26 protein-coding genes are annotated in these 22,057 nt (G+C 65.1%); 15 read left to right on the top strand and 11 right to left on the bottom strand.

Features of this window, described 5'->3' with window-relative positions; translation table 11 throughout:
• Positions 1-116 precede the first annotated feature (116 nt).
• Entirely contained in the window at positions 117-761 is a 645-nt protein-coding gene (locus CH271_RS00750; protein ID WP_094632093.1) for a hypothetical protein, read from the top strand.
• Between the two features lie 6 nt (positions 762-767).
• Here CH271_RS00750 and CH271_RS00745 read toward each other — a convergent pair whose 3' ends face one another.
• From CH271_RS00745 to CH271_RS00735, 3 genes are all read right to left on the bottom strand, one after another.
• Entirely contained in the window at positions 768-980 is a 213-nt protein-coding gene (locus tag CH271_RS00745; protein WP_094632091.1) for an oxidoreductase, read from the bottom strand.
• Between the two features lie 16 nt (positions 981-996).
• Positions 997-2,067, bottom strand: coding sequence for a phospho-N-acetylmuramoyl-pentapeptide-transferase (mraY, locus tag CH271_RS00740; RefSeq protein ID WP_094632089.1), 1,071 nt, complete (start codon positions 2,065-2,067; stop codon positions 997-999).
• A 117-nt stretch (positions 2,068-2,184) separates the two neighbouring features.
• A complete protein-coding gene (locus tag CH271_RS00735; RefSeq protein WP_256986112.1) occupies positions 2,185-3,009 on the bottom strand; it encodes a helix-turn-helix transcriptional regulator in 825 nt (274 codons plus the stop codon).
• A 45-nt stretch (positions 3,010-3,054) separates the two neighbouring features.
• Here CH271_RS00735 and CH271_RS00730 point away from each other — a divergent pair, with 45 nt between their 5' ends.
• Positions 3,055-3,432 (top strand): VOC family protein, encoded by a 378-nt coding sequence (locus tag CH271_RS00730; protein ID WP_094632087.1) that lies wholly within the window; start codon positions 3,055-3,057, stop codon positions 3,430-3,432.
• Positions 3,413-3,838, top strand: coding sequence for a VOC family protein (locus CH271_RS00725; protein ID WP_179274767.1), 426 nt, complete (start codon positions 3,413-3,415; stop codon positions 3,836-3,838). Before CH271_RS00730 ends, CH271_RS00725 begins: the two co-directional genes overlap by 20 nt.
• A 4-nt stretch (positions 3,839-3,842) precedes the next feature.
• Here the strand turns inward: CH271_RS00725 and CH271_RS00720 are convergent, their stop codons facing one another.
• From CH271_RS00720 to CH271_RS00710, 3 genes are all read right to left on the bottom strand, one after another.
• Complete coding sequence (locus tag CH271_RS00720) at positions 3,843-4,367, bottom strand: mycothiol transferase (RefSeq protein ID WP_094632083.1); 525 nt, start codon at positions 4,365-4,367, stop codon at positions 3,843-3,845.
• 101 nt (positions 4,368-4,468) lie between these two features.
• On the bottom strand, positions 4,469-4,822 hold the full coding sequence (locus CH271_RS00715) for a PLD nuclease N-terminal domain-containing protein (RefSeq protein ID WP_037195407.1): 354 nt from the start codon (positions 4,820-4,822) through the stop codon (positions 4,469-4,471).
• Positions 4,823-4,924: 102 nt separating this feature from the next.
• Positions 4,925-5,542, bottom strand: coding sequence for a LysE/ArgO family amino acid transporter (locus tag CH271_RS00710; protein ID WP_094632081.1), 618 nt, complete (start codon positions 5,540-5,542; stop codon positions 4,925-4,927).
• Between the two features lie 75 nt (positions 5,543-5,617).
• Between CH271_RS00710 and CH271_RS00705 the strand changes: the two genes are divergently transcribed.
• Positions 5,618-6,472, top strand: a complete 855-nt coding sequence (locus CH271_RS00705; protein WP_179274766.1) for a LysR family transcriptional regulator ArgP — start codon at positions 5,618-5,620, stop codon at positions 6,470-6,472.
• 1 nt (position 6,473) lies between these two features.
• Here CH271_RS00705 and lat read toward each other — a convergent pair whose 3' ends face one another.
• Positions 6,474-7,826 (bottom strand): L-lysine 6-transaminase, encoded by a 1,353-nt coding sequence (lat, locus tag CH271_RS00700; RefSeq protein WP_094632243.1) that lies wholly within the window; start codon positions 7,824-7,826, stop codon positions 6,474-6,476.
• 124 nt (positions 7,827-7,950) lie between these two features.
• On the opposite strand from lat, the gene amaB reads away from it, so the two are divergent.
• Together amaB and CH271_RS00690 are read left to right on the top strand one after the other, a co-directional pair.
• Positions 7,951-9,486 (top strand): L-piperidine-6-carboxylate dehydrogenase, encoded by a 1,536-nt coding sequence (gene amaB, locus CH271_RS00695; RefSeq protein WP_094632077.1) that lies wholly within the window; start codon positions 7,951-7,953, stop codon positions 9,484-9,486.
• Between the two features lie 16 nt (positions 9,487-9,502).
• Positions 9,503-10,735, top strand: a complete 1,233-nt coding sequence (locus tag CH271_RS00690) for a hypothetical protein (protein WP_143545984.1) — start codon at positions 9,503-9,505, stop codon at positions 10,733-10,735.
• 22 nt (positions 10,736-10,757) lie between these two features.
• Here the strand turns inward: CH271_RS00690 and CH271_RS00685 are convergent, their stop codons facing one another.
• Complete coding sequence (locus CH271_RS00685) at positions 10,758-12,455, bottom strand: cutinase family protein (RefSeq protein ID WP_037195421.1); 1,698 nt, start codon at positions 12,453-12,455, stop codon at positions 10,758-10,760.
• Between the two features lie 108 nt (positions 12,456-12,563).
• On the opposite strand from CH271_RS00685, the gene CH271_RS00680 reads away from it, so the two are divergent.
• Genes CH271_RS00680 through CH271_RS00650 form a run of 7 tightly spaced genes read left to right on the top strand, consistent with a single transcriptional unit; the run spans position 12,564 to position 19,162 of the window.
• Complete coding sequence (locus CH271_RS00680; protein WP_256986109.1) at positions 12,564-13,076, top strand: GNAT family N-acetyltransferase; 513 nt, start codon at positions 12,564-12,566, stop codon at positions 13,074-13,076.
• 26 nt (positions 13,077-13,102) lie between these two features.
• Positions 13,103-13,990: a hypothetical protein gene (locus CH271_RS00675; protein ID WP_094632071.1), complete on the top strand. Its 888-nt coding sequence runs from the start codon at positions 13,103-13,105 to the stop codon at positions 13,988-13,990.
• A complete protein-coding gene (locus CH271_RS00670) occupies positions 13,987-16,173 on the top strand; it encodes a heavy metal translocating P-type ATPase (RefSeq protein ID WP_094632069.1) in 2,187 nt (728 codons plus the stop codon). Before CH271_RS00675 ends, CH271_RS00670 begins: the two co-directional genes overlap by 4 nt.
• A 43-nt stretch (positions 16,174-16,216) precedes the next feature.
• Complete coding sequence (locus CH271_RS00665; protein ID WP_032397061.1) at positions 16,217-16,450, top strand: RNA-binding S4 domain-containing protein; 234 nt, start codon at positions 16,217-16,219, stop codon at positions 16,448-16,450.
• The gene (locus tag CH271_RS00660) at positions 16,447-17,184 is read left to right on the top strand and encodes a class I SAM-dependent methyltransferase (RefSeq protein ID WP_037195427.1); all 738 of its coding nucleotides are present in this window, start codon (positions 16,447-16,449) and stop codon (positions 17,182-17,184) included. The genes CH271_RS00665 and CH271_RS00660 overlap by 4 nt, the downstream gene beginning before the upstream one ends.
• Complete coding sequence (locus CH271_RS00655) at positions 17,181-18,698, top strand: NAD(P)/FAD-dependent oxidoreductase (protein ID WP_094632067.1); 1,518 nt, start codon at positions 17,181-17,183, stop codon at positions 18,696-18,698. Before CH271_RS00660 ends, CH271_RS00655 begins: the two co-directional genes overlap by 4 nt.
• A gap of 8 nt (positions 18,699-18,706) precedes the next feature.
• On the top strand, positions 18,707-19,162 hold the full coding sequence (locus CH271_RS00650) for a GNAT family N-acetyltransferase (RefSeq protein WP_094632241.1): 456 nt from the start codon (positions 18,707-18,709) through the stop codon (positions 19,160-19,162).
• Between the two features lie 51 nt (positions 19,163-19,213).
• On the opposite strand, the gene CH271_RS28645 is transcribed toward CH271_RS00650, so the two are convergent.
• Complete coding sequence (locus tag CH271_RS28645) at positions 19,214-19,387, bottom strand: hypothetical protein (RefSeq protein WP_179274765.1); 174 nt, start codon at positions 19,385-19,387, stop codon at positions 19,214-19,216.
• 39 nt (positions 19,388-19,426) lie between these two features.
• Positions 19,427-19,864 carry an Hsp20/alpha crystallin family protein gene (locus CH271_RS00645; RefSeq protein WP_094632239.1) on the bottom strand — a complete coding sequence of 146 codons (438 nt, stop codon included), beginning with the start codon at positions 19,862-19,864 and terminating at the stop codon, positions 19,427-19,429.
• Between the two features lie 229 nt (positions 19,865-20,093).
• Between CH271_RS00645 and CH271_RS00640 the strand changes: the two genes are divergently transcribed.
• Both CH271_RS00640 and CH271_RS00635 read left to right on the top strand, forming a co-directional pair.
• Positions 20,094-20,438 carry an ArsR/SmtB family transcription factor gene (locus tag CH271_RS00640; protein WP_037195431.1) on the top strand — a complete coding sequence of 115 codons (345 nt, stop codon included), beginning with the start codon at positions 20,094-20,096 and terminating at the stop codon, positions 20,436-20,438.
• Positions 20,435-20,902, top strand: a complete 468-nt coding sequence (locus CH271_RS00635) for an SRPBCC family protein (RefSeq protein ID WP_094632065.1) — start codon at positions 20,435-20,437, stop codon at positions 20,900-20,902. Before CH271_RS00640 ends, CH271_RS00635 begins: the two co-directional genes overlap by 4 nt.
• A gap of 1 nt (position 20,903) precedes the next feature.
• On the opposite strand, the gene CH271_RS00630 is transcribed toward CH271_RS00635, so the two are convergent.
• Positions 20,904-21,923 carry a DUF5914 domain-containing protein gene (locus CH271_RS00630; protein WP_037195433.1) on the bottom strand — a complete coding sequence of 340 codons (1,020 nt, stop codon included), beginning with the start codon at positions 21,921-21,923 and terminating at the stop codon, positions 20,904-20,906.
• Between the last annotated feature and the right edge of the window lie 134 nt (positions 21,924-22,057).

Raw genomic sequence — 22,057 nt, 5'->3', positions numbered from 1 at the left:
AGCGCAGGACGAGGGCCATAGCCACCAAAAAAGGCGCTGGCGGCAAGGGGCCGCGTAGCGCGTTCTCTCCCGATGCCATCGAGTTTCCTTCGGATCTCGTGGGTAGAGTCCCGATCGTGGACAGGCCATCCGGGAAAGCGCTCGTCGCAGTGCTTGCCGCCGTCGGCGCGTCGATAGGCGCTGCCGCAGCGGTGGTCTGGCATGTCGCCGTAGCCGATCCGCAGGAACTGGGCGTGACCCATGCCCGCCCGAGTTGGTTTCCCGTGACGCTCTATCTCGTCGCAGCAGGGGTAGCAATCGGTCTCGTGGCTGCCTCGTTCCTCGTCGATTCGGGTCTGCGTCTCGTCCAGGATCGCCAACGCAGTCGCATCGACTTGTTCGCGTTGCTGATCGTCGTGGGTGCGGCACTGGGAGCGGGCAGTGCACTCGCCTGGACGCATTGGCCACCGCAACCAACCGAAGCCGCGTCGAATTGGTCGTGGGAGCATCCGTTGAGTATCGAGATCAACTCGCCTCCTGCAGCCGACTTCGGCTGGACAGCGACGGACACCTACATGGCCGAAACATATGTGACCGACGCAGTGTATGTGCCGTATCTCGGTGACGACCTTGTCCCCTCGACCTTCACCCCCACCATCGGCGATCCGTGGCTGGTGTTTCCGATCGGTGGAGTAGCGATTGCCGCGTTGGCCGCATTGTCCTTGTCGCTGCGGGACTTCCGCCTGACCGTGGTGTCGCGTTCGGATCAGGATGCTGTGTGACGAGCCTTATTCGTCGGTGCGCAGTTCGTCGACCAAGGTGAACAGCCGGCCCAGGTAGTCGCTGTGGAAGATCTCCGTCGCGCGGATCTTGGCGTCTCCGTCGAGACCGAATTGAAGGTTGACGAGTTCGACCCCGATGGCGACGCGTCGAGCATCGAGTTGTTCGAGCTCGGCGGCGAGAGCGTCGACCTTGGCAACCGGAGACAGTTCGTCAGTCATCCCAGAATCGTAGAGGTCAGCCGACGGCCGCGAGGAACTCGCTGTAGAACAAACCGAGTCCCAGCGCCGACGCGATGGCCGCGAACAACCACAGTCGGATGATGACCGTCGTCTCCGCCCAGCCTGCCAGTTCGAAGTGGTGGTGGATCGGTGCCATTCGGAACGGCCGCTTGCCGGTGCTCTTGAACGACGCGACCTGGATGACGACGGAGGCACTCTCGGCGACGAACAGGGCTCCGAAGACGAGGGCGATCAGTTCGGTCTTGCTCACGATCGACAGTCCGGCGAGCAGTCCGCCGAGGGCGAGTGAGCCGGTGTCGCCCATGAAGATCTTGGCCGGGGCTGCGTTCCACCAGAGGAATCCGATACAGGCACCCGCGGCGGCCGCGCAGACGACTGCGAGGTCGAGTGGATCGCGCACCTCGTAGCACCCGGCGACGGAATTGGTGGCGCAGGATTGCCGGTACTGCCAGAACGTCATCACGGTGTACGCGCCGAGGACGAGCGTCATCGACCCCGCCGCCAGACCGTCGAGCCCGTCGGTGAGGTTGACGGCATTGGACCACGCGACGACGAGGAAGACGCAGAAGAGGACAAAGACGATCGGGGCCATGGTGAAGAAGGTGGACTGGCGTACCAGCGACAATTCGACATTGCCCGGAGTCAGCCCGTTCCCATTCCGGAACTGCAGCGCCAGCACGGCGAAGATCACCGCCGCACTGATCTGCCCGACGTATTTTCCGGTCGCCTTGAGGCCGAGGCTTCGCTTCATGCGGAGTTTGATGTAGTCGTCGAGAAAGCCGACCACACCGAGTGCGGTCGCAAGAGCGAGTATCAACAGCGCCGATGCCGACGGTCCATCGCCGCCCATCGTGACCAGGTGGGAGCCGAGGTAACCGGCCCACAGGCCGACGATGATCGCGACGCCGCCCATCGTCGGCGTTCCTCGCTTGGCGTGGTGACTCGCCGGACCTTCGACGCGAATCTCCTGGCCGAAGCCCTGCCGGGTGAACAGCGCGATGAGAAATGGAGTCAACAGAATCGAGACCGCCAACGCGATTCCACCGGCGATGAGAATGTTGATCATGCGTTGAAGCCCACTCTTCCTCTGTGCTGCTGTTCCCCACCACGATGCTTGTCGAGCACCGCGGGATACTGTGCCAAACGAATCGGCAAAAGTCGCATTGCGTGACGAAGGCGTTACTCAGGGTTGGTAGGCGCTCGGCGGCATTCCGACCAGTTCGGTGAACTCCCGAGTGAAGTGAGCCTGGTCGAACCAGCCGTATCGCGCGGCCAGGTCTGCCAGCGGACCCGAGTAGCCGCTGTCGAGCTCGCTGAGGGCGTCGTGAATCCGATATCGCCCGAGTACCCACTTGGGCGTCGCGCCGACATAACGCTCGAACAGCCGCTGCAATCGACGAGTGCCGATGCCGCACCGCTGTTCCACCTGTGCGACGCGAACCAGCGTCCGGTCGCGCAGCATCGCCGCGATGATGTCCAGGACGGTCTCGTACTCCGGTTCCACGTCACCGGCGTAGGGCGCGAGAACCGAGTCGACGACGGTTCGGCAGTGGTCGGCATCCAGATGTCCTCCCAGCTCGGCCAGTGCAGCGACGGTCTCGGACCGGAACGGGGTCGGTGGCGCGACCGAGACGTCGCGCAGGGTTCGTGCCACGGTTCCGGTGAAACTCGCGTAGCCGCCGGGCCGGAACTTGACGCCGAAGACCCACCCGGACTCGGCGAGGACGACGTCGAAGCGGCGCGTGAGCACCCCCGTCACGACGACCGGATCGACGACGCCTTCGCGGCTCCAACCGTGTTCGACGCTCAGCGTGCAGGCCGGGTGTGGGAGCGTCGAGCTGCGATAGGAGACACCGGACGGCAGATCCCAGCGCAGCTGCCAGTAGTTCTCGACCCATGGTTCGAGGGACGGGGCACACGGCAGCCGAACCAGGTCGACATGCTGCGCCAACTGATCCGGTCGCAGGACGCCGGACTGCGTGGCTGTCGCGTTTTTCCTATCCGGCACGCGCGTCAGTGTAGGAGTCTGGTCCGACACGAGGAGGAGAACACCATGACCGAGACACCCGTTGCCACCCTGAAGATGGTCACCCTGGACTGCGCAGACCCCGAGGTCAGCGCCACGTTCTGGTCGTCGCTGTTGGGCTGGAGCGTCGTCCATGCGGAGAGGGAATACGCGATGCTGCAGGGGCCCAGCAGTGCGCTCGGATTCGGTCGCATCGACGACTATCGGCCTCCCGTCTGGCCCAATGCCAACGGCAGCAAGCAGTTTCACTTCGATCTCGCGGTCGAAGACCTCGACGCAGCGGCGAGTGCGGCAGTGGAGCTGGGTGCGACGCTGCCCGAGGACCAGCCGGGCGAGACCTGGCGCGTGCTGCTCGACCCGTCCGGGCATCCGTTCTGTCTGACGAATGCCGCGAACTGGGGCTGACCGGTCTAGCCTTCTTCCCGTGAACCCTCGCCTCGCAGGAATCGAAATCGTCGTCGCCGACATGGCCTCGGCTCTGGCGTTCTACCGCGTTCTGGGACTGGACATTCCGGCCGAGGCCGATTCCGAGCAGCATGTGGAGGTCGACCTCGGCGGCGTTCGCCTGTTGTTCGACCTGCCGTCGACCATCACCTCGTTCGATCCGACGTGGACGCCGCCCAGCGGGGGACACCGCGTCGCCCTTGCCTTCGATTGCGGGACGCCCGACGGGGTCGACGCGGCGTGGGCAGCGGTGACCGCGGCGGGGTACACCGGCCACCTGCAGCCCTGGGATGCGTTCTGGGGACAGCGTTATGCCGTCGTGCACGACCCCGACGGCACCACCGTCGATCTGTACGCGAACGTCTGAGGCGTCAGCTCTCGGGTTCTTCGCCGGTCGGTCCGCCGGCCAGTTCGACAGCGATGTCGAGATGACCGAGATGGCGTGCGTATTCCTGGAGCACGTGGAAGCAGATCCAGATCAGCGTCGGCTGCTCGTCGGTGAATCGTCCACCCAGGCTGGCCGATTCGTCCATTCGATGTGAGCTCAGTACCTCGTCGGTGAGGCGGGCACCGTCTGCGAGTCTGCGCAGCAGGGTGTCGGCGTCCACATCGGAGGGCACATGCCACGACCCGTCCTTCTGGTCTCCCCACGGTGCGTCGACTGCGCGGCCGAGGAATCCCCAGACGAACCAGCGCTGCTCCATGTGCACCAGATGGGTCAGCATCTGCAGTGGGGTCCACTCCGAGGGAACGGCTGTGGTGGTCAGGGAATCGCCGCTCAGGGCCGTGATTCGCCGAACCAACTCGCCGCGATAGAAGCGCAGGTATTCGCGAAACAGGTCGGCGGGATCGGAGAGGGCGGAGTTCGGTTCGGGAAACGTCGTCAGCTTGGCCATTGCATCTCTGGTCGTCGGGTAGTGAGCTGAGTGTCCACAATTCGGCTCGCAGGCGGAAAACCGTCCGCAGACGAAAATTGTGGACACTGAGCGATGTTGGCTCAGTCGTTCCTGCGCTGCTCGCGGGCGATGCGGCGCTGTTCCTCGGCTCGGGCGCGGCAACGGCGCAGGAATTCCTCGTCGCTCTCCTGCGATTGGGCAACGGCGCGTCCGGGTCGTGCGTCGTATTCGGGGTAGGCCGACGAGGTACGAGGCACGCCGCTGCCACCCCAGATGCCGCCGTTCTCGGGTCGGCCGACGACGAGCCACGCAATCGATCCGGCGAGCGGCAGAACGATGACGAGCAGCAGCCACACCATTTTCGGAAGATGGCGGATGCCGGAGTCGTCGGCGGTGATGACGTCGATCAAACAGAAGATCGACAGCAGCATGATCAGCAGGCCGAAGTACGGCACGGGAAATCCTCCAGGGTTGTCAGACCGTGCGGTCGGTCTTTCGCGACTATCAGATCACTCGTTGTGCCGCGGATCAAGTGCTGGGACGTCAGGTGTCGTGACTCAGCCGAGCACCAGCAGCGCCGCCAGTGTCAGCATCATGATGCCGATCCCGAGGTCGAGTACTCGCCACGCCGCCGGCCTCGCGAACAGTGGACTGAGCACCCGCGATCCGTATCCCAGGGCGGTGAACCACAGCACGCTGCCCAGCATCGCGCCGGCGGCGAACCACCACCGCAGGTCACCCGGCTGACGGTTCCCGATCGACCCGAGGAACACCACAGTATCGAGGTAGACGTGAGGGTTGAGCCAGGTCAGAGCCAGGCACGTGGCGACAGCGGCGATCAGCGAACCGCCACCGTGCGCCTCCGCGGTCATGGCGGACGGCCTTCGGGCACGGTTCAGTGCCATCAGTCCGTAGACGAGCAGAAACAGTGCACCGAGGACGGTCACGACGCGTAGAGCGACAGGAAACCGGTCGACGAGAACGCCGATTCCTGCCACCCCGGCCAGGATGAGAACCGCGTCGGACAACGCGCACACTGCCACCACCGGCAGTACGTGGGCGCGTTGGAGGCCCTTACGTAGTACGAATGCGTTCTGAGCTCCGATGGCGACAATCAGGGAGAGTCCGACGCCCAATCCGGTGAGGGTCGATTGTGCGGCGGCGAGCGAGGTCATGCCGGCAACGTTAGGAGGGCACCACCGTTAGGTCCAGCGAATGTACTTGAGGAATGATTAGCGTAGCTTCATCTGATGGAGATCGAGCAGCTCAGAGCGCTGCGAGCAGTGGTCGACGGCGGAACGTTCGAGGCCGCGGCCCGCACGCTGCACGTAACGCCGTCCGCGGTGAGCCAGCGCATCAAGTCACTGGAACAGTCGCTCGGTCGGACTCTGGTTCAGCGAAGCAAGCCGGTGGTGGCAACCCAGTCGGGCGTCGCAGTGCTGCGTCTGGCGCGTCAGATCGACACTCTCACCGAGCAGACTCGGGCAGAACTGGGTGACGACGGCGTTGCTGCGCCCCTTTCGCTTGCCGTCAATGCGGATTCGATGGCGACCTGGGTGTTGCCCGCGCTCGCTCCACTGGCGCGCAACACCACCTTCGATCTGCATCGACAGGATCAGGACCGCACCGCGCAGTTGCTGCACGACGGGATCGTCTCCGCCGCAATAACATCAGTGGCCGAGCCGGTTCGTGGCTGTACCGTCCGACGCCTCGGCGCGATGCGCTACCGGCCGTCGGCCACCCCGGAGTTCATCGAGCGATGGTTCGCCGCGGGAGTGACGGCAGAGGCTTTGCGCTCCGCTCCGGTGGTCGTGTTCGATTCCGACGACCGGTTGCAGGACAACTACTTACAGCGTTTGGGTATCGAACCGCACGAGCCGCCGCGGCACTTGGTACCGGCTTCTGCCGACTACGCGCGGGCTGTCGACCTCGGCTTCGGCTGGGGCATGATCCCCGATCTGCAGGCCCGCGACTCGCTGAAGTGCTTCGACGACCACGGAATCGACGATGTGCTGCTCTATTGGCAGCAATGGTCGCTGTCCTCTGCAGCACTCCAGCGAGCGGCCGACGCCGTGGCAGCGGGCGCGGCACGAATGCTGTTGTAGCTCAGGCCGGACATTCCCCCGAGCGCTGGAGCATGCTCAGCACCCGGTCGATGGAGTCGACTGCCTGTGTCAGTTCGGCTTCGGTGATGGTCAGTGCAGGTCGGAATCGCACTGCCGCATCGCCGCAGCCGAGCGCCAGTACACGTTCCTCGGTACGCAACAGCTCGATCACGCGGTCGCGGGTGGAGGCGTCGGGTAGGGAGAAGGCGCACATCAGACCGCGGCCACGGACCTCGGATACAACCGTGTGTCGAGTTGCCAACTCTTGCAACCGGTTCAGCAGTACAGCTCCGAGCTCACCGGCACGAGAGATGAGCTTCTCGGCCTCGACGACCTCCAGGATTCGACGCGACCGCACCATGTCGGTGAGGTTCCCACCCCACGTGGAGTTGATGCGGGAGCTGACAGCGAAGACGTTGTCGTCGATGTCGTCGACGCGACCGCCGGCCATGACCCCGCAGACCTGAACCTTCTTACCGAAGGCGACAACATCGGGGACGACGTCGAGCTGCTGGAATGCCCATGCGGTGCCGGTCATTCCAGCTCCGGTCTGCACTTCGTCCATCACGAACAGTGCGTCGAACTCGTGACAGAGCTCGCGCAGCTTCTGCAGGAAGCGAGGCCGGAAGTGGTGATCTCCACCCTCGCCCTGGATGGGTTCGATGATGGCACAGGCAATGTCGTGCGGATTCGCCTCGAACGCCACCCGAGCCGCCGCCAACGATGCGTCCTCGAGTTCGTCCATGTTCGCGTCGGATCGGATGAACGGGGACGGGATGCGCGGCCAATCGAATTTCGGGAAGCGGGCAACCTTGTTCGGATCGGTGTTGGTGAGCGACATCGTGTAGCCCGAGCGCCCGTGGAACGCATGCTCGAAGTGCATCACCTGGGAGCCCAGTGACGGGTCGAGACCATGACTTTCGTTCCAGCGTGACTTCCAGTCGAACGCCACCTTCAACGCGTTCTCCACCGCCAATGCGCCGCCCTCCACGAAGAACAGGTGGGGCAGGCGAGCGTCACCGAGGACCCGCGCGAACGTGTCGACGAATCGGGCCATGGGCACGGTGTAGATGTCGGAGTTGCTCGGCTTGTTCATCGCCGCCTGCATCAGATCGGCCCGAAACTCCGGGTCGTCGATCAGGGCGGGATGGTTCATGCCCAGCGCGTTGGACGCGAAGAACGTGAACAGGTCGAGGTAGCGGGTGCCGTCCCTGGCGTCGACCAGTGTGGAGCCGGTCGAGGCGTCGAGGTCGAGAACCAGCTCGAAACCGTCGGCCAGTAGGTGCTCGCCGATCACCTCGCGGACCGTCGAGGCGTCGATGGTCGCGCCTGTGCGCTGTAATACTTGCGTCATGTGGTCGAACATACGCGTTAAAATTCCGTAAGCAAGTCCATATGACAGGAAATTATACGGTTGTGACCGTCATCGGTAGGCTCATCTCCGACAGTTCGGTTCTCTTCACGGAAGGTGTACGCGCATGTCTGCATCCATCACCCACGACGAGTTGAGTGTGCGCACTCGCGCGATCCTCGACCGGCTGGGTGCCACGATCGCGCTCGACGCCCCCGCGGGACCGGACGCGATCATCGCGCGCTCGCCGATCACCGGTGGGAACCTGGCGTCGCTGGCGTCGGCCTCGGCGGCCGATGTCGAGACCGTCGTCGCCGACGCTCGCACCGCGTTCGTGTCGTGGTCGCAGGTGCCGGCTCCCGTACGTGGTCAGGTGATCCGGGAACTCGGTGAACTGCTGCGCGTACACAAGGAGGATCTGGGCGCGCTGGTGTCCATCGAGGCCGGAAAGATCGTCTCCGAGGGCCTCGGTGAGGTGCAGGAGATGATCGACATCTGCGACTTCGCCGTCGGACTCTCGCGTCAGCTGTACGGCAACACGATCGCCACCGAACGGCCAGGGCATCGCATGATGGAGCAGTGGCATCCGCTCGGTGTCGTAGGCGTCATCACCGCGTTCAATTTCCCTGTTGCGGTGTGGAGTTGGAACACCGCTCTCGCTCTCGTCGCGGGAGACACGGTCATCTGGAAGCCGTCGGAGAAGACTCCGCTGACGGCCGTCGGAGTGCAGGCGCTGTTCGAGCGCGCCGCCGCCGCAGCCGGAGTGGACCCCAAGATCGCGCAGCTGGTGATCGGTGATCGCGCGTCAGGCGAAGCGCTGGTGGACGATTCGCGGGTTGCGTTGGTCTCGGCGACCGGCTCGACGAGGATGGGCCGTGCCGTCGCACCTCGTGTCGCCGAGCGATTCGGGCGAGTGTTGCTCGAACTCGGCGGAAACAACGCAGCGATCGTGACGCCGTCGGCCGATCTCGATCTGACCACGCGTGGTCTGGTGTTCTCGGCCGCCGGGACGGCAGGGCAGCGGTGCACCTCGCTCCGACGCGTCATCGTGCATTCCTCCGTCGCGGACGAGTTGGTCGGCAAGCTGGTCGCGGCCTACGAGACGCTCTCGATCGGATCTCCCTTGGCCAGTGACACTCTGGTGGGTCCGCTCATCGATGCCGGTGCGTTCGCGGGGTATCAGAAGGCTCTCGAGGCTGCGGTGTCCGACGGCGGAACGGTCGTGGTCGGCGGCGAGCGAGTGAACGTGGTCGACGAGTACTCGTTCTACGTTCAGCCCGCTATCGTGACGATGCCCGCGCAGACCGACATCGTCAAGCACGAGACGTTCGCGCCCATCATGTACGTGCTGACGTACGAGACCCTCGACGAGGCCATCGCACTGCACAACGATGTGCCGCAGGGTCTTTCGTCGTCGATCTTCACCACCGACCTGCGTGAGGCGGAGCGCTTCCTGTCCGCTGCCGGCTCGGACTGCGGCATCGCCAACGTCAACATCGGACCCTCCGGCGCCGAGATCGGCGGAGCCTTCGGCGGCGAGAAGGAAACCGGTGGGGGCCGCGAATCCGGTTCGGACGCATGGAAGGCCTACATGCGGCGGGCCACGAACACGGTCAACTACTCCAACGAACTGCCCCTGGCGCAGGGAGTGAAGTTCGGCTGACGGCATGATCGGCAGTATGAAAGTACTGTCGATGATCCTCGCCGGCTTCGTCGTCGGCTATGCGATCAGTGATGTCCGACCGCTCGACTCCCTGCTGAGCAGCACGGCCGAATTCGGTTCACCGGCAACGATCGTCAACGGGCTCACTGTCCTCGCACTGACCGCCTGCCTGGTGAGCGTCGTGCTCGCGCGTTCGAGTGCACGGGGTGTGCTCGTCGTGGCGATCGGAGCAGTACTGGTCGTCGTGTTCCGGACAGTCGGCATGGTGACCGGAATGTTTGGAGACTGGGCCGGCGCAGTGGGAGCAGGTGCACTGCTCGGCGCGTCCGCCCTGCTGGCGGGGCGACATCGCGGTGCGCAGGCATCGCTGGTCGTCGCCGCTGTCGGAGCCGGTCTTCTCGGTAAAGCGCTCGATGCCCTGCTGCAAGCCGACGACGGTCCCGTGTTCGTGTGGGATGTCGTCGGTGCCGAGGACGCAGTGGTTCCGGAGCGGGCGATCGTCATGGTGATCGTGGCCTCGGCCGCGGCGATCGCACTGTTCCTGGCGTACCGCAATCAAGAACTACAGCCGTACGAGACCCGGCGGACTCTGCTGGTCGGCCTTCCGCTGCCTGTGGCTGCCGGTGTTCTGAGTTGGTTCGCCGGCGGCCACGACAGTGGGGATGCCGTCTGGCTCGGTGCACTTGCCGGTATGACGGCCGTCGCGCTGGTGGCGTCGTTCCTTCTGCCCGGGCGCGACGGACGGCTGCTGCTGGTCTTGTTCGCGTCATCGTCGGCTGGGATCGGCTCGTTCGGCTTCGCTGCCGGTGACAGTGCGCAGTTGGCTCTGAGCGTGGGTCTGCTGATCGTCGGAGCGGGCCTCGGCTACCGCTGGCCGCAGCTGTACATCGGGCTGGGCGGGCTGTTCGTCATCGCCGTTGCGGGCGTGATCGGGGGCTATGCCGAGGTGCCGACGGGATCGGAATTCGCCCTGCCGTTGGTCGCCGCGTACGTGGTGGTGTCGGCTCTCGCGACGTCGCCGGGCTCTCTGGCGCTCTCGCTGCCTGCGCTGTTCACCATGACTCTGCCGGTCGTGGTGTATTCCGCGAGCTACGAACCGTCGTTGTCCATGGACGAATCGGTCATCTCGCGCACAAGCGAGCCCGACCACCTGATGCTGTCGGTGGCCGGGCTTGTGGTCGTAGCAGTGGTGACGGGTGCCTGCGCGCTTCTGATGCGCAGGCCTGCCGTCGTGAGTGGAACCTCGTAGCGGGCTACGAAGTTCCGTTCACCTAGGGTGCCGGGACTGCCGTCGTCGTGGTCGGAACGACGGTCTCCGGAGCTGTCTCGGCAGCCGTGTCGGTCGCGGTGACGCAGACCGGCGGTGCTCCCTCGACCGGCGTCTCACCCTCGACGGGGATCGTGCACTCGGGGGTCGTCGTGACGACGGCGGGTGCCGGCGTCTCGGCGGTGGTGACGGGTGCGGGTGCAGCCGGAACGGTGGTCGTCACGACGGGGGTCGAGGTTGCCGGGGCGGTCGTCGTGGCCTTCGGAGTTGCCGTTGCCGACGTGGTCACCGGTGCGACGATCGTTTCGATCGCTGCGCGTCCGGCCTTCTCCTGGACTGCCTTGGTCTTCACCGGCTCGCCCCGGTTGGCTTCCTCCGCCAGTTCGGTCAGCCATGCCGCGGCGTACTGCACCGAGGTCAGCGGCTTGCCGTTGGCGGCATCGGCGTCGCGCCAGTAGTCGAAGTGGTGTCCCGATCCGGGTGCCAGGGTGAGGCCGTACGGGTCGTTCATCACCACGGGGATCGTGTTCTGGTTCGAGGAGATGAAGCCGGTGATCTCCTTGAAGATCTTCTGCGGCAGGTACACCAGGTCGACCATCTGACCGGTCTCGATCGGCTCCTGTTCGCCGTCGACCTTCGCCGAGACGGGGGTCGTCACTGAGCCGGGCTTGTAGTCGGGCTCGGAGACCTTGATCAGCACGTCGAGGAACGTCTCGTCGCTCTGCATCCAGTTGGGCTGCGATGCGATCTCGTTGAAGGCGTTGACTGCGATGCGTCCCAGGGCCAGTGCGAGATCTGCACCGGTGGCGGGAGTGAGGTTCTCGTTCTGCAGCGCGTCGGCGTTGACCTGGCGACCGACGTTGGCGGCCAGGTGAATCAGTGACGTGTTGGCGGGAAGTGCGCAGGTGAGGTCGCCGTCGGAGCAGAAGGACGCCACTCGGCCGTCGAGTGCGCCGAATCCGCCGGACGTACCGGGGAGTGCGCCCTGGCCGGAGACCGCGTTGTTGCCGTTCTGGTACTGGGTGTCGAAGCCGTCCGGGTTACCGAACGGGTTCTCGGCTCCGGGGAACGGGCCCTCCCCGGCGACGCGGCCTGCGTCGGCGAAGATGACGACACCGACGACCTGGTTGGGGTCGACGATTCCGTAGGTGCCGTCGGCGGACACAACCTGGTTGCCGACCTCCATCGCGGTGCGGCGGGCAACGTCTGCGCCCTCGCTGTAGCCGACGATGGCGAATCTGGTGTCGGGGCAGGACGCCGAGATCGTCCTCATGATGGTCTGCGAGTTGGTGACGCCGGTCTGCACGGCGTTCTCGTAGCTCGCCAGGTCGGCCGGGTACTCGACGTACACCGCGGCGTAGGAGTCCGGAACCACGTTGCCGTTGTTGGGGGCGCGCACGGCCTGGTCGATCCAGTCGCTGGAGTAGTCACCGGACATCGCTGCGGGGAGCCGCTCGCCCTCGGGGGTGGTGAGCCACTTGACGCCCTCACGCGGGGTGTCGCCGCGGCCGCCGATCGCGATGCTCACCATGTCGTAGCAGGTGGCCGTCGAGACCAGTTCGATCGATGCTTCGGTGGTCGTGGACGGAGTCGACCACGGTGCGGCGACGACTACTCCGGCACCGAGGGCTCCGATCGCGAACGCGCTCAACGCAACGCGCGCACGCTTCGACTTGCCAACATTCATGTTTTCGATCCCCATCGCTCACGGCCCGAACCGATTTTCCCGACTGCAGTTGCCAGTGGGTTACCCGGGATTTCGTCGGTCGGGTCGTTCGCGTTACAAACCGCGTCATTTACCGTCGTACGCATGGCATTTCGACCCCAAATGACATCGATGGAATTCGACCTGCCCGACGGGTCGACGTGCGTTGTGCGTGAGGCGGTGGCGTCGGACCTGGAATCGATCGTGGCCTTGCTGGTCGACGACCCGCTGGGTGTCACGCGGGAGTCCGCCGACGACATGGATCGGTATCGCGCTGCGTTCGAGGACATCTACTCGGATCCCCGAAACCTGCAGGTAGTGGTGGTGCACGGTGACGCGGTGGTGGCAACGCTGCAGTTGACCCTCGTTCCCGGGCTGGCACGAGGAGGCGCACTGCGGGCGCAGATCGAAGCGGTTCGGGTGCACGCGCGGTGGCGTGGCCGGGGACTCGGCGGTGCGCTGATCAGGTGGGCGATCGCGGAAGCCGAGCGGCGTGGGTGTGCTCTGGTGCAGTTGACGTCCGACGCCAGTCGGACGGACGCCCATCGCTTCTACAGCCGTCTCGGCTTCGTCGACTCCCACGTCGGCTACAAGTTGGCACTCGGAACTACCGCCTAGATACCCTGGGGGGGTAGGGTAGTGCTGTGAACTCGGAACGGCAGGAACTCGACGCACCCACCAAACTCGTCGGATTTGTCGTCGGGATCGCGTTCCTGTTCCTGGCGGCGCTGTTCGTCGGGGACAAGATCGGACCCGACGCCCAGGCGACCGCAGCCGCGTCACACACCGGCCACGACGCGCACGACGAGACGGCCGCCCCGGCCGCAGTGCCTGCCGGGCTGCAGGCCACCCAGGACGGCTACACACTGTCTCTCGATCGTTCCGTCACCGAGTCCGGGCCCGAGGTACCGGTCGCCTTCACGATCAGCGGACCGGACGGGGCGGCGCTGATCGACTACGACGTCATGCACACCGAGGAACTGCACCTCATCGTCGTTCGGCGCGATCTGACCGAGTTCCAGCACGTACATCCGACGCGCAACGCGTCGGGAACATGGTCGACGGCTCTCGATCTCACCCGGCCCGGGCCTTATCGTCTGTTCGCCGACTTCACCCCGGCCGGTGGCGAGAACATCACCCTGGGAGCGGAGCTCACCGTTCCCGGCGACTATCGGCCGCAGCCCCTGAGTACACCGAATGTGACATCGAGGGTCGACGGTTACGACGTGACGCTCGCCGGTGCGGTCACCGCGGGGACGAACTCCACCGTTTCCCTGACGATCGAGCAGGACGGTCGCGAGGTCACCGACCTCGAGCCGTACCTCGGTGCCTACGGACACCTGGTGGCCCTACGCGCCGACGACCTCGCCTACCTGCACGTTCACCCCGAGGACGGGCCACCGGGGCCGACGGTCGACTTCACCGTCTCCGCGCCGACCGCGGGGACGTACGCGCTCTATCTGGACTTCCAGCACGGGGGCGTCGTGCACACAGCCGAATTCACCATCGAGGTACAGGAGGGACAGGCATGAGCCAGGAAACCGAACTGATCTTGGGCGGCATGACCTGCGCTTCGTGCGCCAACCGCATCGAACGCAAGCTCAACAAGCTCGACGGGGTATCGGCGACGGTCAACTACGCCACCGAGAAGGCGCGCGTCACCAGTGACGGCGTGGCCACCGAAGACCTCATCGCGGCCGTCGAGGCGGCCGGCTACACCGCCACTCTGCCCGCGGCCGAACCGGCCGACGAGCTTCCGACCGACCCACTGAAGCAGCGATTGATCGTCTCGGCGGTGCTCAGCGTGCCGGTGATCGCAATGGCGATGATTCCAGCGTTGCAGTTCACCAACTGGCAGTGGTTGTCGTTGACCCTCGCCGCACCCGTGGTCGTGTGGGGCGCGCTGCCGTTCCACCGTGCCGCATGGACCAACCTGCGGCACGGCACCTCGACCATGGACACCCTCGTCAGCATGGGCACCCTCGCGGCGTTGGGGTGGTCGCTGTACGCACTGTTCTTCGGTACCGCAGGCACGCCCGGCATGACGCATCCGTTCGAGTTCACGATCGCTCGAATGGACGGGGCGAGCAACATCTATCTCGAGGCCGCGGCGGGCGTGACCACTTTCATTCTGGCCGGACGATGGTTCGAGAGTCGATCCAAGCGCCAGGCCGGTGCGGCGTTGCGCGCCCTGATGGACCTCGGTGCCAAGACAGTTGCTGTACTGAAAGACGATAAGGAACAGCAGATTCCGATCGAGCAGTTGGCCGTCGGCGATGTGTTCGTCGTTCGTCCTGGCGAGAAGGTGGCCACCGACGGCACCGTCGAGAGTGGATCCTCGGCCGTCGACCGATCGATGCTGACCGGCGAATCCGTGCCCGAGGAAGTCGGCGTCGGCGACGCCGTGGTCGGTGCGACGCTCAACGTGGGCGGCCGAATCACCGTGCGAGCACAGCGAATCGGTGCCGACACTCAGCTCGCCCAGATGGCGAAGGCCGTCGAGGACGCCCAGACCGGCAAGGCGCAGGCGCAGCGCTTGGCCGATCGCATCTCCGGGATCTTCGTGCCGATCGTCATCGCGATCTCGGTCGCGACACTCGGATTCTGGCTCGGTGCAGGCAGTTCCGCAGCCGGTGCGTTCACCGCTGCAGTCGCGGTGCTCATCATCGCGTGCCCGTGCGCGCTCGGATTGGCCACCCCCACCGCACTGATGGTCGGCACCGGACGGGCGGCGCAGCTCGGCATCCTGATCAAGGGCCCGGAGATCCTCGAATCCACGCGCCGGGTCGATACCGTCGTCCTCGACAAGACCGGCACCGTCACGACCGGGGAGATGACCCTGCAGTCGGTGCACGTGGCCGACGGCGAGGACGAGGACGTGGTCCGTGCCGTGGCGGCGTCATTGGAGTCGGGTTCGGAGCACCCCATCGCCCGCGCCATCGCGGGTTCGGCACAGTCCATGAGCGTCGAGGAATTCACCAGCCTCGACGGCCTCGGAGTGCAGGGTGTCGTGGACGGTCGCGCTGCGGTGATCGGCCGTCGTTCACTGCTGGCCGACTGGTCGATGCCGCTGCCGTCGGAACTGGCCGATGCATTCGAGACCGCGGAACGTCAGGGCCGCACCGCCGTCGCGCTCGGCTGGGACGGCAGGGCTCGCGGAGTGCTGGTGGTCTCCGACTCGGTCAAGCCGACGTCGAAGCAGGCCGTCGCGGAACTACGGGCACTCGGACTGACTCCCGTCATGCTCACCGGAGACAACGAGGCCGCTGCGCGCACGATCGCCGCCGAGGTGGGAATCGACCAGGTCATCGCAGGCGTGTTGCCGACGGGCAAGGTCGATGCCGTCCGCGAGTTGCAGGCGTCGGGCAAGGTCGTGGCGATGGTCGGCGACGGCATCAACGACGCGGCCGCGCTGGCCACGGCCGATCTGGGGCTTGCGATGGGTACCGGCACCGATGTGGCGATCGAGGCCAGCGACCTGACGTTGGTGCGCGGTGATCTGCGGGCAGTGGGCGACGCCATCCGGCTCTCCCGACGCACGCTGAGCACGATCAAGGGCAACCTGTTCTGGGCCTTCGCCTACAACGTCGCTGCCGTGCCGCTGGCCGCTGCGGGCCTGCTCAACCCTATGCTCGCCGGTGCCGCGATGGCGTTGTCCTCGGTGTTCGTGGTGAGCAACAGCCTGCGGTTGCGCCGGTTCCGTTCGTCGATGTGACCGGTTGGTAGCAGCGAACGGCTCGCTAGTACAGGATGGAGACATGTCCGACGCACACGATGTCCCCATCCGCGACGAATCGATCAGACTGGGTCAGTTCCTCAAGCTCGCCAACCTCATCGAATCCGGTGCCGAGGCGAAGGGCGTCATCGCCGACGGACTGGTGAGCGTCAACGGAGACGTGGATGTGCGGCGCGGACGGCAGTTGCAGCACGGTGATGTCGTATCGGTCCAGGGTGGGCCCTCGGCCCGCGTGAGCAAGGAAGAGGCACTGTGAAGGTCGGTAAGGGCGGACTGCCGCGCAACGAAGTTCCCGGAGCATTCGATGTCGGCGCCAAGGCGTACGACCGACTCGTCGGAGCGAACCCCGGTTACCACGAACACCTGCTCAAGTCGGCCAAGCGCCTACGGATCCCGAACCTCGGTTCCGGTCTGCGTCTGCTCGACATCGGTTGCGGCACCGGCGCATCCACGGCAGCGCTGCTCGAAGCCGCGCCGCACGCCGAGATCGTCGCCGCCGACGCGTCCGCCGAGATGCTCGAGGTCGCACGGAGCAAGGACTGGCCGTCGAACGTGACGTTCGTGCACTCACGCGTCGAAGATCTGGCGATCAACGGGGTGGACGGTCCGTTCGACGCGATTCTCGCCGCCTACCTCATCCGGAATGTGGACGCCCCCGACACGGAGCTCAAATCGCTTCTGTCACTGCTGCGTCCGGGCTCGACCATCGCGTTCCACGAGTACTCGGTGCACGATTCGCTACGGGCCAGGATCTCCTGGAACGTGGTGAGCTGGGGCATCATCATTCCGCTGGGCTGGCTGGCGACGCGCGACGCCACCCTGTACCGGCACCTGTGGCGCAGTGTCGTGACCTTCGACGGTGCCTCGGCCTTCATGCGTCGGATGCAGCGAGCCGGCTACACCGGCGTAGCCAGAGAGACCATGACCGGTTGGCAGAACGGTGTGGTGCACACGTTCCTCGGCTCTCGTCCCACGGAGGAAGAGCGTTGACCGACTCCAAGAAGGTCACCCATGCTGCGGCGCAGGGATATTCCGATGCCGGTCAGCTGGCGGACGTCCCGCACGTGGTGGTGGTCGGCGGTGGTATCGCGGGCCTGAGTGCTGCGACCGCACTGGCCGAGCGCGGCGTGAAGGTGCACGTGGTCGAACGCGAAAGCTACCTCGGTGGCCGCGTCGGCGGCTGGGACACGACGCTCGAGGACGGCTCGCCCGCCACCATGAGCCGCGGCTTCCACGCGTTCTTTCGGCAGTACTACAACCTCCGAAACCTGTTGCGTCGCACGGACCCCGAGTTGGCGCGGTTGCGCCCAGTCGATGATTACCCGCTGATCGATGGCGACGGCCGGATCGACGGATTCAAAGGCCTGCCCGATACGCCGCCACTCAATGCATTCGCGTTCGTCAAGCGCAGCCCGACGTTCCGGTGGAAGGACCTCACCGACCTCAACGGCATCGCGGCACTGCCGTTGATGACGGTGAGTGTGCCGAAGACGTTCGACGAGCTGGATACCACTCCGGCCGCAGAGTTTCTGCGCAACATCAACTTTCCCGAGGCAGCGCGGCACCTGGCGTTCGGCGTGTTCTCCCGAAGCTTCTTCGCCGATCCCGAGAAGATGTCTGCCGCCGAGCTGGCCATGATGTTCCACATCTACTTCCTCGGCTCCTCCGAGGGCCTGATCTTCGACGTTCCACGTGACCCGTATCCGCAGGCTCTGTGGGACCCGCTGGGGGAGTATCTCACCGGGCTCGGAGTCGACATCAGAACGTCCACTCCGTGCGGCGAGATCAGCCGCGGTGGGTTGCGAAAGTTCCGCGTCGACGCAGGCGGCATCATCGACGCCGACGCGGTGGTGCTCGCCACCGACATCGCCGGATTGCAGCGAGTGATCGAGCAGTCACCCGAGCTGGGTACGCCCGATTGGCGCAAACAGGTTGCGGCGCTGCAGAACACACCGCCCTTCCTGGTTCACCGAGTCTGGTTGAGCAAGGCCGTCAACGCCGACCGCCCCGCCTTCATCGGCACCGGAGGCATGCCCCCGATCGACAACATCAGCGTGCTCGAACGATTCGAGGACGAGGCCGCGCAGTGGGCTGCCCGCACCGGTGGCTCCGTCGTCGAACTGCACGCCTACGCCGCCGAGGACTCCGAGGAGGTCACCCGGCAGCAGCTGATGGATCGGATGCACGAGATCTATCCGGAAACCGCTGCTGCAGAGGTGATTGCCGAGCGATCCGAGTGGCGCGACGACTGCCCGATGTTCGGCCTCGGTGCGTTCGCCGAGCGGCCGACCGTCCGTACTCCCGAACCCGCACTGGTACTGGCGGGCGACGGCATCCGTATCGATCTGCCGGTCGCGCTCATGGAACGTGCAGCCACCACCGGGCTGCAGGCGGCGAACACACTGTTGGCGAGCTGGGGCATCACCGGTCACGACATCGAAACAGTTCCGACGAGTGGACGATTCAAGATGTTCGACGCCATCGAGAGGCTCATGAACAGGTGAGTTCGGGCATGCGGATCGAGGTCGACGATCTGTCGCGTCCGCACGTGCATGCGCTGCTCACCGAGCATCTCGCGGACATGCACGCCACCTCGCCTGCCGAGAGTGTGCACGCCCTCGATCTGTCGGGCTTGCGCGGATCGGACGTCACCGTGTGGACTGCCTGGGAGGCGGACGCACTGCTGGGAATCGTTGCCTTGAAGGAGCTTTCACCCGATCATGGTGAGCTGAAGTCGATGCGGACCACGGGGGCGGCGCGGGGCCGCGGTGTGGCGTCGAGTCTGCTCGTTCATGTTCTCGACGACGCGCGTCGACGCGGGTACGGGCGGGTGAGCCTCGAAACGGGAACTCAGGACTACTTCGCCGCCGCCCGCAGGTTGTATGTGCGACACGGATTCGCCGAGTGCCCGCCGTTCGCGGACTACGTGGTGGATCCATCGAGTGCGTTCTTTTCGTTGTCCCTGTAGATCTTCCGATGAAAAGGGCCGGCACCGAGTGTTCGGTGCCGGCCCTTCTCGTCAGGCTGCGTGCTGTGTGTGCGGGTAGAGATCGTCGTCGAGAGGCTCGGCTCGACACTGATCGAGCACATCTGCCGTCGAGCATTCCCTCATGCTCGTCTCGACGCCCACCACCGTGCGCCACCAGCGCTCACGGTCGGTCGATTCCGTCCACATCACCGCCTCGGATTGCATAGTGCATCACCCCCACTGCCGTGTCGTGGTCGGTTCGATTCAGGCCGTCTCGTGTTCGATGGACTTCTGCTCGGCGTGTGTGATGTCGATCTTGCGCGGTTTCGCGCGTTCGGCCAGGGGAATGGTGATGGACAGAACGCCGTTGTCGTACGCGGCGGAGATGCGCTCGGTATCGACGCCGTCACCGAGAGAGACCTGGCGACGGAACGTGCCGGCGAATCGCTCCGAGGTAATCCACTGCACACCAGTGCTTTCCGGGGCGGATCGATGAGCGGTGAGCGTCAACGTACCGCGGTCGACGTCGACATCGATGGATCCGGGGTCGATGCCGGGTAGATCGGCACTGAGCACGTAGTGGTCGTCGACTTTGTAGAGGTCCATCGGCATGAATCGCGGGGCGCGGTCCGAACCGGAAGAGGCACCCAGCATTGCCGACGTGAGGGAATCGACATCACGGAACGGATCGAAACGAAGCACAGCAACCACCTCCTGTACCCAGATGCGCTCACCCCTGTGGTGAGTCGCTCCTCAACTGTGCAGAACAGAAATTAGCACTCCGACCCCGAGAGTGCCAAGAGGTTTCTCGAAGGTTCTCAGAATTTTTTCAGGTCCAATAGTGCTGCGGCGCAGTAGGGGTCGTGATCGCAGCAGCTTGTTCACATACTTAGCTCTTGCGCTTAGTATTGCCTGCGAGATAGTGTGCCTTATGGCTCAGTATTCGACTGTTCTCGACGATGTGTTTCAGGCACTGGCCGACCCGACCCGGCGGGCTGTGTTGAGCCGGTTGGGATCCGGACCGGCCACCGTGGGCGAGCTTGCCGAACCGTTCGACATGACTCTGCCGTCGTTCATGAAACACATTCATCTGCTCGAGCGCAGTGGCTGGATCCGTACGCGCAAGGTCGGCCGGGTACGTGCCTGCACGATCGAGCGATCCAACCTGGATGCTGCCGGTCACTGGCTGCAGGAACAACGGGCCGTCTGGGAATCCCGGACGGATCGCCTCGAAGACTTCGTCACCCATACCTCGAATGAAAGTGAACCGCAATGACATCGATCGATCCGGCTCTGGATCTGACCATCTCCCGAGTCATCAAGGCTCCACGCGCAGCAGTCTGGAGTGCGTGGACCGACCCGTCGAAGTTCGAGAAATGGTGGATTCCCGCGCCTGCGCTGTGTCGCGTCGACGGTTGGGATCCGAAGCCCGGTGGCGCATTCCGGACCTCGATGAGCGAATCCGGCGGTCCCTACGAGCCCCATATCGACGGCTGCTTCCTGGCCGTCGACGACGGTGAGCGCATCGTGTTCACCAACTCGCTCGTCGAAGGGTGGCGGCCGGCGCCGCAGCTGTTCATGACCGCTGTGATCACCATCTCCGACCACCCCGACGGAACCGAGTACCACGCCCACGTGATGCACCGCAACGAAGAAGACCGAAAGATGCATGAGGAGTACGGTTTCCACGACGGCTGGGGCACCGTCATCGCACAACTCGCCGAGTTCGTCGAAGGCTAGATCAGGCCCGGCCCTGCGAACGCAACTCGTAGCGTCGCTCGGCGTAGTCGAGATCGTCCTTCCACAACCGTGCAGCGGTGAAGTTCATCGCCGGCCGCAGGAGACCGGATGCCTTGCGCGCCATCTGGAATCCCGGACGATCCGAACTCGCGATCGTGGCCTCGATGACGGCGGTGCGGGGCGTGCCGTCGGCTGCGGGGGCCAGAGGCGTCGCATGCGTTTCGACGACGCTTCCCGCTCCTTCGCCGTCGAGGATGCGCATGACGATGGTGCGGGGACCGGGGCAGACGAACTCGGCCCGCACCGGAACTCCGATGCCGCGACTGACGCGGAAGGTCACGTCGACCAGAAAGCGATCGTCTTCCTCGGGTACATCGATCTCGGTCGGCGCGCTGACCACCTTCAGCCGAGCGAACGAGTACGGGTGGAACCACGCGCCGTGCCACGGGTCGAGTCGATTGGCGATGATGTCGTCGGGCTCGCACTTGCCGACGAGAGTGACCACACCGGCGATGGCGGTCGAGGCAGGCGGTCGGATCGGGACCACGGGCACGGGCGTCGGCTCCTCACCGCCGAGCTCGTCGAGCCGAACCCACACCAGAACCCCGTCGTCGAATGCGGGAACCGGACGCCAACCGGGCTTGCCCTTCGGCCCGAGCGCGAGACCGTGCCAGCGGCAGACCAGCGTGTCGCACTCGATCTTCGCGGTGTCCAACGCTGCACCGAGATGCGGGCACGCACCAGGACCGATGTGGACCTTGCCTGCAGAGTCACGCCAGGCCACCAATTCCGTGGTGCCCACATAACGGCCGAACGGCTTGTCGGCCTTGACGTCGCGACTGGCAGCGAACACGAACCAGTTGCCGGAGGTCCGTGTCTTCGCACGCTTCAAAGCAGACTCGATGACCTGCGGATTCGCACCCTTCCAGGTGGGCTCCTGCTTGGCCCACGACTCCGACGGCAGCGGCTGCAACGGCATCGTCTTCGGCCAACGTCGTCGTACTGCATCCAGCGCGGTCATTGCTGCTCCCAAAGTCGACAATCGATTCCCGTGTTCCGTCACCATTGTTCCCGTTGGTGGGTACTCAATGTGACATTCGGTGGCCTTTTCGGGGGTCAATGTCACATCGAGTGGACTTGGGGAGGGGGTGAGCG

The sequence above is a fragment of the Rhodococcus sp. 05-340-2 genome, from assembly GCF_002258915.1.
Lineage (GTDB): Bacteria > Actinomycetota > Actinomycetes > Mycobacteriales > Mycobacteriaceae > Rhodococcoides.
Note: the sequence above shows the minus strand (reverse complement) of the source record. Positions and strands in the feature narration are given on the sequence as shown.